This is a genomic window from Nocardia sp. NPDC047654 (assembly GCF_043205035.1).
Classification (GTDB): Bacteria; Actinomycetota; Actinomycetes; order Mycobacteriales; family Mycobacteriaceae; genus Nocardia.
Window position 1 is genome coordinate 14,702 of the sequence record NZ_JBIDDF010000028.1, and the last position, 16,628, is coordinate 31,329.

The following is a 16,628-nucleotide window of genomic DNA, read 5'->3' on the forward strand; positions in this document are numbered from 1 at the left end:
TTCGGATCGCGTATGGACGTTGTTCCGGCTCGGCTTTGCCCCGGTCACACAGCAGCGGTTGCGTCAGGCGCTGCCAGGGTGCTGCACGGTGCGGAATCCGCTGGATGTCACTGGTGCCGCCGTCATCGATCCGACGGTCCGGACCAAGGCGATCGAAGCCGTCTCCGATGATCCCGCGGTCGGCACAGTAGCCGTGATCTCCGGTCCGTCAAGGGAAGCCACCGGCGCCCCCATCCGGCCACGCGTTACTCAATGCGATCGGGGCCGCGGCACCAACGACTCCGGTCACCCTGGTCAACCAGGTGCTGCAGCCCATCGCGGAGCATACGAAGTCGACTCGTGGCTAGGCGCAGATCGGTCATCCGATCCCCGGACTGCGGCAGTCGGTGGTCGCGCTACACAACGTCACCTGCGGTCCCGAACGATTGATTCCGTTCACGCTGCCTCGGCGCCGACGGAACCCGTGACAGTGGAGGTGACAGCCCCGAGACACGGGACATGGTCGAATCGAACGCTCAAACCGTCCGGACTCAGACCGGGATCCCCAAAGTGCGCAGCAGGTTGGTGACCAGTTCGGAGCAGGCCGTGCCGGGAGCTGTGGGTTTCGGCCGGCAGGTGGCGTCGAAGATCGCGTCGTGCCCACGGACGGCACACTCTCCTTCGCCCGCACATTGGCTGCCGAAATATTCACCGTCTCAACAACTTCCGCTCGCCACAGTGGGCGAACCGATGACACCGAACAAACTGCCGACGCGCCGTCGGAACCCCATTTCCCTACTCACCATCGAGTGAACCATGAAAATCCAAGCCGCACTGTCCCGAGGGGCGTCCCACCCTTTCAGCATCGAAGAGATCGACATCGATGATCCACGACCCGACGAAATCCTGGTCCGTATGCGGGCCGTCGGCATCTGCCATACCGATCTCCTGACTCGACAGATGTTTCCCACCGACACGCCGGTCGTTCTGGGCCACGAGGGCGCGGGCGTGGTTTTGAAGGTGGGGGCGTCGGTGCGGCGTGTGTCCGTCGGCGACCATGTCCTGATCAGCTATGACAGCTGTGGCTCCTGTCCACGGTGTACAGCGGGGATGCCGAGCTACTGCGCGCAATTCGCGGTCCTGAACTCTTCCGGTGGACGGGCGGACGGTTCCAGCCCGCTGAGCCAGGACGGAAATCGTGTTGCCGGGGCGTTTTTCGGACAGTCGAGTTTCGCCACTCACGCACTGGTCACCGAGCGCAATGCCGTGGTTGTCGAGGACGATGTCGATCTCACGACCACGGCGTCATTCGGCTGCGGAATGCAGACCGGTGCGGGGGCGGTGGCCAACGTGCTACGGCCGGGATCGGATGCACGCCTTGCCGTTTACGGCGCCGGCTCGGTCGGTATGGCAGCCATCATGGCCGCCCGCGCCTTGGATGTGTCCACCATTGTCGCCGTCGATCTCTCCGAGAGCCGACGTGAAACGGCCCTGAAACTCGGCGTCGCTGCGTCGATCGACGGCTCGGCCGCCGATGTCATCGAGCAGGTCAAGACCGCGGCCGGCGGCGAGATAACGCATGCACTGGACACCACGGGGGTGCCTGCGGTGATCGCCGGCGCAGCCAATGCCCTGGGCCCGTTGGGCACACTGGTACTGGTCGGGCTCGGCGCGCCCCAGGCCACCATCGATATCCCTCCATTCATCGGTGGCGGGCGGTCCCTGCGCGGGTGCATCGAGGGAGACGCCGTCCCCGGCGAGTTCATCCCGCGCCTCGTCGAATGGCATCGCGCAGGTCGGTTCCCCATCGAGCGAATCGTCACGCCGTTCCCATTCGCCGAGATCAACACCGCTGTCGCGGCCATGGCCGCGGGCGGTGCGATCAAACCGGTTCTTACCTTTCCCTGACCTTGCCGATCACTGTATTCGAACGAGAGGACTTCACAATGCCCACCAGCCAGCCGCTTTCACTCGATGCCGATCCATCCGCAGCGCAGCTTCGCGCAGTTCTGAACGCCCAGCGAGCTGCGTTCTTGCTAGAAGGGCCGCCGACCGCACAAACCCGCCGCGATCGGATCAACTGTCTCGTACAAGCGGTCGCCGACAACTCCGCCGAACTCACCGCCGCGATGAACGCCGATTTCGGCAACCGCCCGGAACTGTTCAGCCTGATGTCGGACATGGCCGGTGTGCTGCCCAGCGTGATGAAGCTGAACGAAAACCTGGAAACCTGGATGCGAGACGAGGTCGTCGCGGGATCTGCCGAAACGGGTCTGCCTACGGTCCTGCAACACCGCCCGAAAGGCGTCGTCGGAGTGATCGGGCCTTGGAACTTCCCGCTCGGATTGGTCATCCAGCCCGCCGCCGAGGCACTCGCGGCGGGGAATCGTGTGATGATCAAATTCTCGGACGTTCCGGAGCGGACAGCCGAGGTCTTTGCCGAGGCGATCGCCGAACGCTTCGCACCCGAGGAGGTGTACGTCTGCCGGGGCGGCCTGGAAACGGCGCAAGCATTCTCCGATCTCGAATTCGACCACTTGTTCTTCACGGGATCCCCAGCTGTCGGGCGGCGTGTCGCCGCGGCCGCGGGTGCCAACCTCGTTCCGGTCACCCTCGAACTGGGCGGGAAGAACCCCGTCGTCGTGGCCCCGGATGCCGACGTGAATGTGGCTGCCGAGCGGATTGCCGCCAACCGGATGATCAACGGCGGTCAGGTCTGTCTGTGTCCGGACTATGTTTTCGTTCCCACCGACCAGGCCGACACATTCATCACCGCGTATCGGGAACACATCGGCCGGTTCTTTCCGACCTATCTCGGCAATCCCGATGTGACGACGGTGATCAACGATGCCAACTACCGCCGGATCGTCGGCCTGATCCAGGACGCCGCAGCGAAGGGTGCCGAGATCATCACCATCGCACCCGCCGGAGAAACCGACAGCCTTCCCGACCCTGAAACGAGGCGGATACCACCCATCATCGTGCTGGGCGTCACGGACGAGATGGCCATTGCTCGAGAGGAGATCTTCGGACCGGTCATCGCCGTCTTCTCCTACCAAGACGTCACTGAGGCAATCGACTATATGAGGGCTCGGCCCCATCCGCTCGTCGCCTATTGGTACGGCGACGACACTGCCGACTATCAGACATTCCTACGATTGACGACTTCGGGCGGAGTCGCACGCAACGACATTGCCTTGCATTTGCGGGTTGACGGTGCCCCGTTCGGCGGAGTCGGCCATAGTGGCATGGGTTATTATCACGGAAAGGCCGGTTTCGACACCTTTACTCACACTCGCGCCATCACGACCAACCAACTCGGTGTCGGCATCGCCCCCACAATGATGCCGCCATATACCGATACAGTGCGTGACGGGCTACTGGAAATCCTCAACACCGCCCGCTCGGCAACGAGCGGGTAAAGTCGCGTCGGCGAGCGCGAAGGTGATCGCGTGCGTCTTTCCGTTGTGGACTTTTACGCCGAGGTAGTCGTCCAGGCCGGTGTGCTCGGCAGCGAGCCAGGGAGCGGTGGCCCGGACCGCTCGGACGTCGTGGCGGGTCGCGATCCGGGCCAGAGCGACCCAGAACACCATCTCGGCGGCGGCCAGCAGGGGCGGCGGGGGCGTGTCCGGCGGCCACCGGAAGCTGATCGTCAAGCCTTCGTCGTCGTTGTCGAGGCGCAAGTGCAGGGGCCCGATGAGGGGCTTGTGGGTGGCGATGCGCTCGGCTGCGGTCCGCAGATCGGGGCTGCACAGGGCGGCGAAGATCGGCGGGTTGAACATCTCGACCGAAATCGACCGGCCGATCGCGACAGCCAGGTCCGGATCGCCGCTCTCGGCGTCGAGTGCCTCCCACAGTCGGAAGTACTCCTCGACGGAGAGGTCGACCGGGCCGCGGCCGAACAGGTCGGCAGGCAGCTGGGCGCGCCGGAGCACCCGGGTGGATGACACGCCGAGGTCCTTCAGCAGGGCTTTGACGCCGGGATTCAGGAGCAGTTACCTGGTCAGCAGGCTTTCGCCATTATCCAGTATTTCCAGCGATCAATTTTTCTCGCAACATACCGCAGGTCCGGCGTAGATCAGTCCGATGTCCCACCCGGGACGGGAGTCAACATCTCTCTGAGGAATTCAAACCAAGACTTCTCGAACTCGTCCGAATACGGCTGACCGATAACCAGGCGAAAGACCTTGGGCATGGCCAGAGGAATTATCCGGCCGAAGACAACAAGCGCGACCAACTTGTCCGCGGAGAGGCGGTTCGTAATCCGTCCAGCTGCCTGATCCTCCTCGATCCACTCGCGCATTATCCTGAAATTCTCCGCGCGCTTGGCATCCAGCTCGGGGCTCTCCACCCCTTCGGTAAGCCCCTCCCAGCTCTGCAGGCGAGCCCAGATGAGGCGGGCGTCGTCCCGACCGGCATGGAACTGCCGAGAGGCCATGTAGGAACGGCCACTCGATCGATCTTCTTCGATCGCTGCGCGCGCTTGGGTCACCAGTCGATCCATCACCGATTCGTACAAGCCCTGCTTGGTTCCGAAGTAGCGATAAATGAGCTGCTTGTTCGACTTCGCATTTTCGGCAATACGATCAACGCGCGCGCCAGCAATTCCGTATTCAGCAAACTCCGCGGCAGCCGCAGCCAGAATCCGCGCACGTGTCGCCTCCGGATCGCCACGCTTGTCGATTCTGGAATTCCCCTTACCAGCGACAGATGCAGTGTCGGGCGGTCCAGAGGCGTTCCCGGACGCCTCCGGACCGCCGTCTAATTCACTCGACATGTCCACATAGTAACTACATGGTTGGCTATGCCGGGAACCTGCCCGGCTTCTTCAGATCCCGTCGGCCTTGTACAGATCCGGTCCTGCCACGGGCCGTCGAGCGGGATGTTGATCTTCGGACCCGGAAGCGCTTACCGAGATTCTGGTCCGCGCCCTTGCCGAACCACATTGTGGACTCGTCCGAGCCGGGCTGTCACATGGGAACTCGGCGGGAAGGGCGCGCAGATTGTGAAGGGATCGACACAACGGAACGTCGCCGCACCTTCCGCCGTCGTACTCTCGCCGTCGATCAGCAGACCATAACGTGCGTCCTCGGGGATCTCGGGAAAGCGCGAGCCGACTGGGTCGCCTCGGACACAACGAATTGCTCGTGCTCACTTCTCCCTGGCGACCGGGAGCGCCTGAAGCTGGTTGATGAAGTTCGACCAGCCGCGCTCAGGCGTTCCATTGAGCTTCAGCTGAATGTTCCTGGCGGCCAACTCCTCGAACAGCACCTGTATCTCGAGGATGGCCAGATACGACCCGATACAGCGGTGGATACCCGAGCCGAACGCGAGCGTCACCGTCTCCTTGCGCCACGGATCGAACGTGTCGGGGTTGTCGAACACCGTCTCATCGCGGTTCGCGGCGGCAAAGTAGAGCACCATGACGTCGCCTTTGCGCACCTGTGTCCCGGCGAACTCGATGTCCGTCGTCGCGGTGCGCGCCATCTGTATCGCCGGCGAGATCATCCGGATGAATTCCTTGGCCACAAGCTCGCTTTCACCGTTCGCGATGGCTCGATCGACCTTCTCCCGGACGTCCGTGTCCTCGAGATACATCCGCATGGACTGCCCGATCACGGTGTGTGTGGTCTCGAATCCCGCCGACATCATGAGCACCATCCATCGGACGAACTCCGTGGAGCTGAGCGTGCCGTCCTCGACAAGTGCACCCAATTCGGTGAACATGTCCTCGGCAGGGTGTTCACGCTTGTACGCCTGCATCTGCAGGGCGTACTCGACCATCTCGGCCTGAGCCTCCTGGATCGCGTGGAGACCAGCCTCTCCCTTCTCATCGGGCTTGCGCTGCTGCGTGGCGTTGAACGAGGCAATGGTCCAATCGACCATCTTCTTCCGGTCCGAACGCGGCACACCGAGCACACGCCCGATGACATACGCCGGGACAGTACGAGCAAACTCCTCGACGTAGTCGAACTCGTCCTTGTCTGCGACCCCTTCGATGACCTCGTCGACGATCTCGCGCACCCAGGGCTCGAAGTGCTGCACGACCCGCGGGCCGAAGCCGCCGGCCGCGGCGCGCCGAAGCCGCGCGTGCCGGGGAGGGTCGGTGTGTATCAGCACGTCACCGTGCGGGCTGGTCATCGGCTCACGTGTCATGAGTGGATACGCCGCGCCCTGAGTCGAGGTGAAGACCTCGACGTTCTTCTCCAGTTGCTGGATGTCCTTGAATCTGGTGACGGCCCAATAGCCGCCGTTCACGGTCGACAATTCGGTTGGCTGCCAATACAGGCCGGGCTTCTCACGGATACGCTTGAATGCTTCATACGGGACAGCATCGACGAAAGTCGCTGGATCGCTGAGATCCGGAAGTGGGGTTTCAGAGACGACGGTACTCATGGTGTTCCTCAGGTAGTTCCCAGCAGAGTTGGTTGTTACCGGCCCATGACCGGGCATTTGCTGATGTCGCCGCTATGGTCCTGGCCGCGGCCACGCTCGGCCGCGTCCAGGTCGCGCAGGACCGCCTCGGCGCGAGCACGCGCGAAAGGCACTGACTTCGGATTGGTCACGATGATCTCTCGGCCGTTGCTCAGCCCCTCCAAAGCGATGCGGGCGACGTCGGCGGCCGGCTGTACGTACGGCTCGACGGCCGCGCGGAATTCCTCCGACTTGTCCATGATCGCGGAAACGGACTCCGTCAGCACCCAGCCGGGCGCCAGGAGAGACACCTGGACCCCCGTGGCGGCGAGATCACGGCGCACAGTCTCGGTGATGGCGAGATCCGCTTGTTTGCTGATCGTGTAGCCGCTGAGCGGCATGACGTGAGGCGGCACGCCCAGCGAGTGCTCGGAGCCGACGTTCAGCACATATGCCGGCTTACCTTCCTTCGCATTCGCGGCCAGGTCGCCCGCGAAAGCGCGAATGATCCAGACGTAGCCCAGAACATTGACCTCGATGGTGCGGCGCAAAGCGTCGACCTCACTCTCGAACAGTGAGCCCTGCGCACCGCCGCCGGCCGCATTGTTGATTACCACATTCGCAGGCCCGTGCTTCTCCTGCACGAATGTAGCGAAAGCATCCACCTCATCGGGGTCGGAGACGTCGACCTGGAACCAGTCGGCTTCGTGTCCTTCGGACCTGAGCTTCTCGACGGCAGGCGCGGCATCGGTCAGAGACCCGATCACCACGCGGGAACCGAGCCGCGCGGCCTCGGCGGCGAGAGCGAACCCCACCCCCTGTCCCCCTCCAGTGACGACCGTCAGGGTGCCCGTCAGATCGGTCATTGTCTGCCTCCTTGCAGATTTGAGCGCGGCGACGCCCACGCCAGCGCTGCCCACAACGTAGGCCGAGACGAGCCAGAATGTCAACTATTTAGTTACTATTTTGGACGGCAAAGCTGCACACGGCCGAACAGCGACGGCCTTTCGACAACCGATCACCTGAGGTGCAGGGCCCGCTCCGCGAACCGCCATCCCGCGGCGGTCTTCACGAACCGGTCCGAATAGCGCGGCGTTGCCCGAATCTCCCAGTGGCCGTGCGGTTTACCCAGCAGAACCATGTCGATACTGCCGTACGCCTCCGCAGTCGATGTCACATACACGTACGAATTCATCATCAGATGTCGGAGCGGACCTGCCGCGGCGGTCGAGGCAATCCAGTCGCGGATCTCCGATTGGCCCGCGATGACCCGGTCACCGATACGAATGACGCCATCGTCGGAGAACAGACCGGCGAAGGCGTCGTGTTCCCCGTCATCGGCATGCTGCGGATACAAGCCGAGAAGTTGCCGGATGTCGCTCTCGGCAACGAGACGCTCGAGATCGTCCATGCACCTACTCCTTTCTCAGTACACGACTACGGTTCTCACGGCCTGGCCACTGGAAACCAGATCGAATCCATCGTTGATGTTCGCGTGGTTCAGCCGATGGGTGACGAGTTCGTCGAGCAGGACCGTGCCGTCGCAGTACCAGTCGACGATTCGTGGGATGTCCGTCAGCGGATTGACATTACCGAGGAAGGTGCCCTGCAGACGCCGTCCCATCCAGAACCTCGACGCCGGCAGCGTCAATTCGCTTCCGCCCGGCGCGATCCCAACAGCCACACACACGCCGCTGAACGGGTTGACCATCGCGAGGGCCTGTTCGATGAGCCGGGTGTTGCCGACACACTCGAACGAGTAGTCGGCCGGCCCGCTCAGCAGCTCGGTGACCTGGTCAGCGAGCGTGTTCTCAGTTGCGATCGGCTGCAGGAAGTCCGTAGCGCCGAATCGCTTCGCGACATCCTCCTTGCTGGAATCGAGCGCCTGAAGCTGCAACCTGGCGACAGCATCGATGGCCGCTCGTTGCAAGACCGTCTGACCTACGACTGGGAGATACGTACACCGTCGAACGATCTGGTTGCGGTCATCGCGCAGCGCGACCCCGAAGGTGAGCTCGCGATCGTTCTACAGCGAAACAACCGCGCGGAACTGGATGCGTGGCTGTACGGACGCGATGTCCTCGACCTCCTGGAAACAAGCCCGAAAGTTCAACTCACCCGCCTAGAGATCACCAATCTGTTCCGGCCGCTTCTTGCGCGTCAGTTCTCGATCGCGTCGAGCCCCTCGAGGCGCCCGATCGTGTCGACCTCACCGTCGCCACCGTGCGTTACGGCGACAATCGAGAGTACCGAGGAGTGGCGACGACCTATCTGGCGGATCGTATCGCCATCGGAGAAACGGTGAAGGTTTTCCCGCAGCCGAACGCCGCATTCGGCCTTCCGCGCGACCCGGCAGCGGCGTTGATCATGATCGGGGCCGGAACCGGGATCGCACCTTTTCGCGGATTCCTCCGGGATCGCCAGCTCAGCGGCGCCACCGGGCGCAACTGGCTCTTCTTCGGAGCGCGCCACCGTGCCGACGACTTTCTCTACGAGCAGGAACTCGCGCAGTGGGTTGACGCTGGGGTTCTCACCCACCTCGACACGGCATTTTCACGCGACCAGGCACACAAAGAATACGTTCAGACGCGCATGCTCGAGCACGCAGAAGAGCTGTACGCGTGGCTCGAGGAAGGGGCCTACGTCTATGTCTGCGGCAATGCGGAGCGAATGGCGCCGGATGTCGAGTCCGCCCTCCTGACGATCATCGCGACTCAACGTGGTGTCGACGAAGCGGGAGCCCAGTCCTACCTCGACGCGCTCGTTCTGGCCAAGCGCTACCTACGCGACGTCTACTGAGTAGTCTCATTCTGCAGAAAGAAAGGGTGTCCACTCTCAGGTCGGAGAGCGGACACCCGTCTGGAATCCGCGGCCGATTCGTACTGTTGCGGCGAATTCAGGTCGGAACCATGATCACCCGTTGGCCTCGCCCCGCCGGGAAACGACGGGAAACCATGCCGTCAGGAGAGTCCGCAAGACACCGACGAGGGCCAGCGGCTGCTCGAACATGGGGTTGTGCCCCGATGCAGGGATCTCGACGTCGACTCCGTGCCCCACGACCAATCCCCGCTCTCCGCAGCCGTTTCCGAGGTGGTGACCAAACCCCTTCCAGGGAAGAGAAGACCCGACTCGGATTGTCACGTGACGGGTACTCGTCGTCGTTGAACCGCCTGCGGGGCCTGGCCTGTGGCGATGTCAGCAGGTCGGTCATCGTAGCGACATGGCCCGCAGGGATGCCCCGTACCAGCGCGCGATGGTAGAGGTCCATCTTCGACAACGTGCGGGTTGTCTCCTCGATGACAGCGGCGAGTTCAGCCTGGCGCTGAGCCCGAGCGGCCGGATCTTTGAACCGGTCCTCGTCCAGCCGCTCGCCCGAAGATCGGATGCTCTCAACATTGCTTATACTCATCTCCGAATCCGCGAGTAGTCTCAGGCGCCTTGACCGATGGTCCGCTTGCCCTGCACGAAGTTGCTCAACCCCTGCTGCGTCGCATCGCTCCGGCTCCGCGTGACCAGGTTGGTGATCTGGCAGTAGTCCATCGCCTCGTCCCAGGTCAGATCCTCCATACGCTGGAGAGTCTTCTTGCCCCAGTCGAGGGCCACCGCGTCGAACCCAGCCAGCTGCTCAGCCAGGGCGACCGCCTCGGCAAGCAGCTGATCGTCGGGCACGACCTTGTTGACTATCGCCATGCGGTAGGCCTCGTGTGCGTCCACACGCCGAGCGGTGAGAATCAATTCGGCCGCGTGCTTGGGCGCCATGCGCTTCGCAGCGGCGGGCCCGGCCTGCAGCGGGAACCCGCCGAAGCCCATCTCCGGCGCACCAATCTTCGCCGACTCCGCGGCGATCGCCAGGTCGCAGCTGTGAATCAAGGTCGATCCACCGCCGAGCGCATATCCGTTGACCGCGGCGATGAACACCGCACCGTGAGCCCGAATCTGAGCTTGGATCGCTGTCCAGGGGTGCGTCTCCTGACTGGTCCGATTCGCAAAGAACTCAGCACTTTTCGCCGCTTCGGACAAGTCCATGCCGGCGCAGAACGACGGCCCCGTACCGGTCAGGACCACCGCCTTCTTGCCACGCACCTCCTGGAGCGCTTCCCGGAAGCGAGCGAGCGAGTCGAAGCTCATCGCATTGCGCTTCTCCGGACGGTTGATCGTGAGGATCGCGTAATCACCCCGATCATCAACCTGGACCAGTTCCTGATACGGCGTCTGAGGCTTCTCGGTCTTGCCACTGCTATCCGACATGTAGGTCCTCACAATCGACGACATCGCCGATGACCTTGCCGACCAGCCCTGCACAGGCTGCAGCACGCCATCGCGCGGGAAGTTTGCAGTACGTAATACAGTATACTATTTAGGCGTCCTGTCAATGCGTGCACTCAATGGCATGCGGCGGCCGACGAACGCGCGCGAGACGCCCGAAGGGCGGCCGCGAGCAGAGGCACCGACCCACGATGCGTGCGAACAACCGCTATGTTCGAAACGGCACAGAGTCGGACAATTCGGTCCTGAATACCAGGCCGATGCGAAGATCCCAGCCGGGCCGGGCAGGAGAGACGACGAAAATGACCCGGGAGGGAATCGCCGCGTCTCGACGAGTGCGCATCCAACATCTGGAGCGCCTCCTGCGCGATCAGGTAACAGACCCACTGCGCAAGGCTGTCCTCGACGGCATATTCAGCCCGGGCGATCGACTCACTCAACGCAAGCTGATCGAACTCACGGGCGTCAGCCGCACATCACTGCGCGAAGGCCTTCAACAGCTCCAGGCCGAGGGCCTGGTCGAACCCGCACCCAGAAGAGGTCTGCAGGTCATCCTCCTCACCGAGACCGCGCTGGCCGAACTGTATGAAGTTCGCGAATATCTCGAGAGCGCCGCGGCCGAACTGTTCATCGCCAACGCTTCCGACGACCAGGTCGCGACTCTTGCCCAGCAGCTCACAGTTGCCGACTGCGATGACGGCGCCGGAAGCCCCTCGTCGAACTTCTACGGCTATCTGTTCGCGAGCGCGGGAAACACGCTCTTGCGACGAATATACGAATCGATCACGGCTCGGATCGTCATGATCCAGAACCTATCGATTCGCTCGCCGGGCAGAGCCGCGGAGAGCCGACGCGAGGTCGAGCAGACCCTGGCATGGATTCGAGTTCGAGACTCCGGTCGCGCGGTAGACGCCACTTGCCACCACGTACGGATGGCAAAGCAATCGGCCCTCCACGCACTCCGCACGAAAACCCGTCATCCTCCGAAAGGACATCGGCCGGATTGATCTCCCCGCAGCGGCCGTGAACAGACGGGCCCACCGGCGAGAGCCCCTCCGGCAGACCACCTCGGTCATCGTTCGACGGCCAGCGTTCTTCGCGGCACCGAGGGGGCAATTACAAACCCACCGGACGAACACACCCAGCCGGGTTTGCACCTTAGGCGCACTCAATTGCGTGGGCAGCGCACAGGATGAGGTCGCGATGCACCCTCTAATGCCTGGCTGGGACCGGTTTCAGAACATCGCACGACGGCATGGCAGCTAGACTTGACGTCTATGAGTATCCTGATTTATACCGCAGTGCTGCTGCCCCCTTCCGGGCGCGCGGTACGCGGTCACCGAGATGAGAGGGCACGGACGTGACGGTTGGACAGTCGTTGCAGATTCGACCGTTGCACGGCGTCGGCACAGCGTCCGGTCGCGGTGCGCGGTTCGCCGAACAGCTCCGGTCATGCCACACCGCCGGCGGAGCGGTAGGCCGTCCCCTCGAACCGCTCGATAACCGAGCTGAAAACGTAGTCGAGAAAGGGAACCATCCGTGACGACCCCGCAGGCCGCATCTTCGACACCGGCAATACCCGCACACGTCCCACCTGAACTCGTCGTGGACTACGATCCGCAGAACGGTCCAGAGGTCATGACGTTTCCCCCTGCCGCTCTCAACGCCTTCCGGGACAAGCCGATCTTCTACACGCCCTTCGGCGGCGGGTTCTGGGTACTGACGCGATTCAACGACATCAGAGATGCCTTTCAGAACTACAAGGCATTCCCGCAATGGGGGACGGTGACGCCCAACTGGACTGGGCGCCAACACATCCCGCTGCGACTCAACCCGCCTGAGCATCACAAGTACCGCCGGATGCTGATGCCGATGTTCTCACCGAACCGGCTGAAGAGTCTCGAATCCATCATCCGGCAGACTGCGCACGAACGACTGGCCCGCATCGCACCGACTGGCCGATGCGAATTCATGAGCGACTTCGCTCTGCTACTGCCGGCGGCGACTTACTGTCACCTCCTGGGACTCCCACCGGAGCACTTCACACACTTCAACCAGTTGTCCTACGATCTGGTGTTCGGTGCCGAAGATGTGCGACGGACACAGGGAGCCGAGGCAGGCGCGGCGTTCCGAAAGAACGTGGTGGAGCAGATCGATCAGATCATCACCGAGGTCATCCAGCAGCGGCGCGAGGATACTGGCGACGACATCATCAGTTTCCTGGTCGAGGCCGAACTCGATGGGAGCCGGCTCAGCGACGAAGACGTCCTCAATATCGCTTCTCTCTTGTTCTTCGCGGGAACCGACTCCACCGGCTCGATGATCGGGTATTCCATGGGATTCCTCGCCAAGAACCCCGAGTACCGGCAGGAGTTGCTCGATGATCCGGCGATCATCCCGGATGCTGTCGAGGAGCTGATCCGCTTCCACGGCTTCCACCACAATGTCCGCGACGTCGCGGAGGACATCGAAATCGCCGGCGTCCAACTCAAAGCCGGCGACCGAATCCTGGTGCACACCGGCGGGGCAAACCATGACCCAGAAGCGTTCGAGAATCCCGACAAAGTCGACTTCAGTCGTTTCGAAACCAGTCACCTGACATTCGGGACCGGTATCCACCGCTGTCTCGGAGCCCCCCTTGCGAAGTTGCAGCTGCGGATAGCCCTCGAAGAATTCAATACCGCCATCCCGGACTACCGATTGCCGGAGGGGCAGGACATCAAGTACGTCGGCGGGCAGAGCAAGGTCCAGCCGAGTCTGATACCACTCGAATTCACACCTCGCGACATCTCTTAGTGCACGGGTCAGCGGCCCATCGAACCACTGTCCACGTCCCGATTGCGAAATCAGGCTCGGGACAGCCATTCACTCATTGAACGCGTGGACCGGTTGCCCCACAGCAACCGGTCCACGACGGCGATCCCACACCGCAGAAGCCGTTGTTTTCGACAGATATTCGAGGAGACGAACTGATGGCCGGCCCCATAGACATCCATCCACTTCGCCAAGATCCTGTCTCAGCGAATGCGATCAACACGGTCGAGGTCGGACATCTGAAACTTATCGCAATGTCCGATGGCTTTTTCCGCGTTCCCGAGCGCTTTCTCGGCACAGCCGAATCGCCGACCGCCGGCTACGACCACCTCGCCGACGAGCAGGGCAGTGACGTGCGGCTGCCGATCGGATGCTTCCTTGTCCCCGGCGAACGCAACACGCTCATCGACCTGGGGGCAGGCCCAACCGACCTCGGAGGACGAGGCCTTCTGATCGGGGGGCGCCTGCTCGAACACCTGGCGGCAATGGATATGACGCCGAGCGCGATCCATGCGATAGCACTCAGTCATCTTCATGCTGACCACATTGGATGGCTTGCCGACGCAGGTGGAAGGCCGACATTCCCGAATGCCACCGTCTATTTAGGCCGTAGAGACTGGGAATATTTCGTGACTGGTGGCGCCGATCCGGCACCCGCGCCTCATCTCCTACACGCACTGCAGCAACTCGATCGCGCGGGCAGAATCGAACTCCTCGATAGCGAGACAGACATCGCACCGGGTGTGCGGAGCTTGCCCGCACCCGGTCATACGCCAGGACACACGTTCTACACCGTGCACGACCGCGGGGATCGGGTGACTCTCGTAGGCGATGCCCTGTACTGCCCTGGGCAAATGCTCAGGCCGGATTGGCGCGCAGCCTCGGACATCGACATGCGACTGGCGACCGAAACCCTGTACCAACTCGTTCGAGATCTAGACGACGGCGGAGGCACTGTCCTCGGCTGCCATTTTCCTGGGCTGTTGGCCAGCGGACCGGATGGGCAGCGGCCAGCGGCCAAGGCTGCGGGCACAGCCCACTAAGCCGATCCGCTTCGCGGCCGTACTCCAGACAAAGCATCATCAGCTGTTCACTGTCGGATGGACGAAGCCGAGAGTTGCGCGCCGGTTTGGCCCTGACCGTGACCTACTGCTGAACAGCTCACCCTGGCGGATCGGCAGCCTATGGGAGCCTGATCGGTACTCTTGTCGATCGACACGATGACCGCGTTCCCTCCGTCCCCGGGAGCGGCGCGTCTGGGAGAGGTATGGGAAATGACGGATTTGCGCATCCACCGTCCGGAGCGCCTCGTGCGCGACCAGGTAACCGACGCACTGCGCAAGGCCGTCCTCGACGGCGTATTCAATCCCGGCGACCGCCTCACCGAACGCAAACTTGTCGAACTCACGGCCGTCAGCCGCACGTCACTACGCGAAGGACTCCGACAGCTCCAGGCCGAGGGCCTAATCGAGCCCGCGCCCGGCAGAGTGCTGCAAGTCATTCTTCTCAGGGAGCAGAGCTCGCAGAACTGTACGAAGTCCGCGAATACCTCGAGAGCGCCGCAGTGGAACTGTTCATCGCCAATGTCACCGGCGAACAAATCACAGCTCTCTTACGTCATTTCGCGGACTCCCCGGGTCACAACGACAACGCAATCAATCCGTCGTCCGCTTACTACGAGATCCTCTTCACCGGCGCAGGAAACGCACTCCTCCAGCAACTGTTCGGGTCGATCACGGCTCGAATCGTCATGATGCAGAACCTATCGATCCGTTCCCCGGGCAGAGCCGAAGAAAGCCGGCGAGAGGCCGAGCAGACCGTGGCGTGGATCGAAGCACGGGACTCCGCTCGCGCTGTGGAAGCGGCTCGCCCCCATATACGGATGGCAAAGGAATCAGCGCTTCAGGCACTCCGTGCGAAGATCGCCCAGCCAGCGGCAACGAAACCCGGATAAACTCTCGACCGGCACGACGGCAGACTGTCCCCCGTGGGGCTGCTGCACGGATAGGTGACATCGATCTGGCTTGCCGAGAGGCCGGCCTCGAAGGATGTTCATCGTGCCGAAGCCCTACCCCAGGAGTTCCGCGACGACGTGGTCCGGGTCTCCTGTCAGCGTGAGGACGGGGTGACCCCGGTGTCTACGCAGGCGACAACGACTACTTCATGACCGGGCACAACTTCACCATCGGCGCCGCCGACATCGATACAGACCGCGACCCGGTGTACGTCCTGGCCGGTGAGTACGACCCGGTGGCGACAGATGCGACCACGGTGGGCCTGCCGTGGCGAAGGCGTTCCCGGGCGTGGTCTACCAGGAGTTGGAAACCTTGGCCACTTCGCCCCGACCGACGATCCACTGGGCTTCCGCGCCGTCCTGCCCACACTCGCTGAGGGTCTGACACGGCTCGGCGCCACCACCCGGTGAAGCTCTCTCCCGGCCGGTGGTGCCGGCCGGGAGGGCACCCGTCCCCGATGACGTTGCGAGACGATGCACCCGGCCGTGGCCGTAGGCTGAGAACAAGCCCGATCACAGGAGGTTCCTTGCCCGTCCGCACGACCCGACGTGAGCGACAGAAGGCCGCGATACGGGAGGAACTCCGCGCCGTCGCGATCGATGCGTTTCTGACCCAGGGCTACCACGAAGCCAACATCACCGAAATCGCCGAGCGGGCCGGGGTTTCGGAGCGCACCTTCTATCGCTACTTCCCGACGAAAGAATCCGTCGCGCTCGATTGGATCGACGAAACCGCGCCGACAGTGCACGAGATGCTGCGTAGGCAACGGCCTGCCGTGGCCCCGAGCGATGCCCTCTGCGAGGCTTTGATCGCCGCGACACCACTCTCGCGAGAGGGCACCCTGCACGACCCGATCCTGTCGCTGATCTTCTCGACCCCCCGACTGTTGACTGCCTACTACGAGCATGCAAGAACCTGGGAAGCGGATGTCGCCGAAGTGCTGGCGGAACGTCTGGGTACGGATGTCGGATCCGACCCCCGTCCAGGGCTGTGGTCGGCCATGGGTTTCGCGATCGCCCACAAGGTGGCGCAGGAAAGCGCTGCGCTGGGCGAGAAGCTCGACTATCCGAGCCTGTTGCGCCAGCGATTCGCCGAGGCCGCAGAGTTCTTCCGCGGCCTCGGCGGCTGACGGAGGGTTGA

At 62.9% G+C, this 16,628-nt stretch carries 15 protein-coding genes and 1 pseudogene; 9 read left to right on the top strand and 7 right to left on the bottom strand.

All coding sequences use genetic code 11. The annotated features are described in order from the left end of the window. Nucleotides 1-795 precede the first annotated feature (795 nt). On the top strand, nucleotides 796-1,887 hold the full coding sequence (locus ACGF7Y_RS35330) for an NAD(P)-dependent alcohol dehydrogenase (protein ID WP_393241946.1): 1,092 nt from the start codon (nucleotides 796-798) through the stop codon (nucleotides 1,885-1,887). A gap of 38 nt (nucleotides 1,888-1,925) precedes the next feature. Beyond that, a complete protein-coding gene (locus tag ACGF7Y_RS35335; RefSeq protein WP_393241949.1) occupies nucleotides 1,926-3,401 on the top strand; it encodes an aldehyde dehydrogenase family protein in 1,476 nt (491 codons plus the stop codon). Here ACGF7Y_RS35335 and ACGF7Y_RS35340 read toward each other — a convergent pair. The 6 genes from ACGF7Y_RS35340 to ACGF7Y_RS35365 all read right to left on the bottom strand — a co-directional run bounded on the left by ACGF7Y_RS35340 (nucleotide 3,357) and on the right by ACGF7Y_RS35365 (nucleotide 8,389). After that, a complete protein-coding gene (locus tag ACGF7Y_RS35340; RefSeq protein WP_393241952.1) occupies nucleotides 3,357-3,929 on the bottom strand; it encodes an AraC family transcriptional regulator ligand-binding domain-containing protein in 573 nt (190 codons plus the stop codon). The two genes, ACGF7Y_RS35335 and ACGF7Y_RS35340, sit on opposite strands and share 45 nt — an antisense overlap. A gap of 128 nt (nucleotides 3,930-4,057) precedes the next feature. Further along, entirely contained in the window at nucleotides 4,058-4,756 is a 699-nt protein-coding gene (locus ACGF7Y_RS35345; RefSeq protein WP_195066009.1) for a TetR/AcrR family transcriptional regulator, read from the bottom strand. Between the two features lie 374 nt (nucleotides 4,757-5,130). Then, the gene (locus tag ACGF7Y_RS35350; protein ID WP_393241955.1) at nucleotides 5,131-6,375 is read right to left on the bottom strand and encodes a cytochrome P450; all 1,245 of its coding nucleotides are present in this window, start codon (nucleotides 6,373-6,375) and stop codon (nucleotides 5,131-5,133) included. A gap of 35 nt (nucleotides 6,376-6,410) precedes the next feature. Further along, entirely contained in the window at nucleotides 6,411-7,259 is an 849-nt protein-coding gene (locus tag ACGF7Y_RS35355; protein ID WP_393241957.1) for an SDR family NAD(P)-dependent oxidoreductase, read from the bottom strand. A gap of 152 nt (nucleotides 7,260-7,411) precedes the next feature. Next, entirely contained in the window at nucleotides 7,412-7,804 is a 393-nt protein-coding gene (locus ACGF7Y_RS35360) for a nuclear transport factor 2 family protein (protein ID WP_195066006.1), read from the bottom strand. A 15-nt stretch (nucleotides 7,805-7,819) separates the two neighbouring features. Next, a complete protein-coding gene (locus tag ACGF7Y_RS35365; RefSeq protein ID WP_393241995.1) occupies nucleotides 7,820-8,389 on the bottom strand; it encodes a zinc-binding dehydrogenase in 570 nt (189 codons plus the stop codon). A gap of 227 nt (nucleotides 8,390-8,616) precedes the next feature. On the opposite strand from ACGF7Y_RS35365, the gene ACGF7Y_RS35370 reads away from it, so the two are divergent. After that, on the top strand, nucleotides 8,617-9,192 hold the full coding sequence (locus tag ACGF7Y_RS35370) for a hypothetical protein (RefSeq protein ID WP_393241960.1): 576 nt from the start codon (nucleotides 8,617-8,619) through the stop codon (nucleotides 9,190-9,192). Between the two features lie 630 nt (nucleotides 9,193-9,822). On the opposite strand, the gene ACGF7Y_RS35375 is transcribed toward ACGF7Y_RS35370, so the two are convergent. Further along, a complete protein-coding gene (locus ACGF7Y_RS35375) occupies nucleotides 9,823-10,665 on the bottom strand; it encodes an enoyl-CoA hydratase/isomerase family protein (RefSeq protein ID WP_393241963.1) in 843 nt (280 codons plus the stop codon). A 296-nt stretch (nucleotides 10,666-10,961) separates the two neighbouring features. Between ACGF7Y_RS35375 and ACGF7Y_RS35380 the strand changes: the two genes are divergently transcribed. From ACGF7Y_RS35380 to ACGF7Y_RS35405, 6 genes and pseudogenes are all read left to right on the top strand, one after another. Then, on the top strand, nucleotides 10,962-11,666 hold the full coding sequence (locus ACGF7Y_RS35380) for a GntR family transcriptional regulator (protein ID WP_393241966.1): 705 nt from the start codon (nucleotides 10,962-10,964) through the stop codon (nucleotides 11,664-11,666). A gap of 532 nt (nucleotides 11,667-12,198) precedes the next feature. Beyond that, on the top strand, nucleotides 12,199-13,455 hold the full coding sequence (locus ACGF7Y_RS35385) for a cytochrome P450 (RefSeq protein ID WP_195066002.1): 1,257 nt from the start codon (nucleotides 12,199-12,201) through the stop codon (nucleotides 13,453-13,455). A gap of 176 nt (nucleotides 13,456-13,631) precedes the next feature. Next, nucleotides 13,632-14,516: an MBL fold metallo-hydrolase gene (locus tag ACGF7Y_RS35390; protein ID WP_195066001.1), complete on the top strand. Its 885-nt coding sequence runs from the start codon at nucleotides 13,632-13,634 to the stop codon at nucleotides 14,514-14,516. A gap of 231 nt (nucleotides 14,517-14,747) precedes the next feature. Further along, a pseudogene (locus ACGF7Y_RS35395) lies at nucleotides 14,748-14,948 on the top strand (GntR family transcriptional regulator); the annotation flags it as partial. 53 nt (nucleotides 14,949-15,001) lie between these two features. Next, nucleotides 15,002-15,427 (top strand): FCD domain-containing protein, encoded by a 426-nt coding sequence (locus ACGF7Y_RS35400; protein WP_393241998.1) that lies wholly within the window; start codon nucleotides 15,002-15,004, stop codon nucleotides 15,425-15,427. Between the two features lie 587 nt (nucleotides 15,428-16,014). Next, on the top strand, nucleotides 16,015-16,617 hold the full coding sequence (locus tag ACGF7Y_RS35405) for a TetR family transcriptional regulator (protein WP_195065999.1): 603 nt from the start codon (nucleotides 16,015-16,017) through the stop codon (nucleotides 16,615-16,617). Nucleotides 16,618-16,628: the final 11 nt, after the last annotated feature.

Coding starts and splice junctions, on each gene's coding strand:
- ACGF7Y_RS35330 (WP_393241946.1), top strand. CDS start 796: ATGAAAATCCAAGCCGCACTGTCCCGAGGGGCGTCCCACCCTTTCAGC.
- ACGF7Y_RS35335 (WP_393241949.1), top strand. CDS start 1,926: ATGCCCACCAGCCAGCCGCTTTCACTCGATGCCGATCCATCCGCAGCG.
- ACGF7Y_RS35345 (WP_195066009.1), bottom strand. CDS start 4,756: ATGTCGAGTGAATTAGACGGCGGTCCGGAGGCGTCCGGGAACGCCTCT.
- ACGF7Y_RS35350 (WP_393241955.1), bottom strand. CDS start 6,375: ATGAGTACCGTCGTCTCTGAAACCCCACTTCCGGATCTCAGCGATCCA.
- ACGF7Y_RS35355 (WP_393241957.1), bottom strand. CDS start 7,259: ATGACCGATCTGACGGGCACCCTGACGGTCGTCACTGGAGGGGGACAG.
- ACGF7Y_RS35360 (WP_195066006.1), bottom strand. CDS start 7,804: ATGGACGATCTCGAGCGTCTCGTTGCCGAGAGCGACATCCGGCAACTT.
- ACGF7Y_RS35375 (WP_393241963.1), bottom strand. CDS start 10,665: ATGTCGTCGATTGTGAGGACCTACATGTCGGATAGCAGTGGCAAGACC.
- ACGF7Y_RS35380 (WP_393241966.1), top strand. CDS start 10,962: ATGACCCGGGAGGGAATCGCCGCGTCTCGACGAGTGCGCATCCAACAT.
- ACGF7Y_RS35390 (WP_195066001.1), top strand. CDS start 13,632: ATGGCCGGCCCCATAGACATCCATCCACTTCGCCAAGATCCTGTCTCA.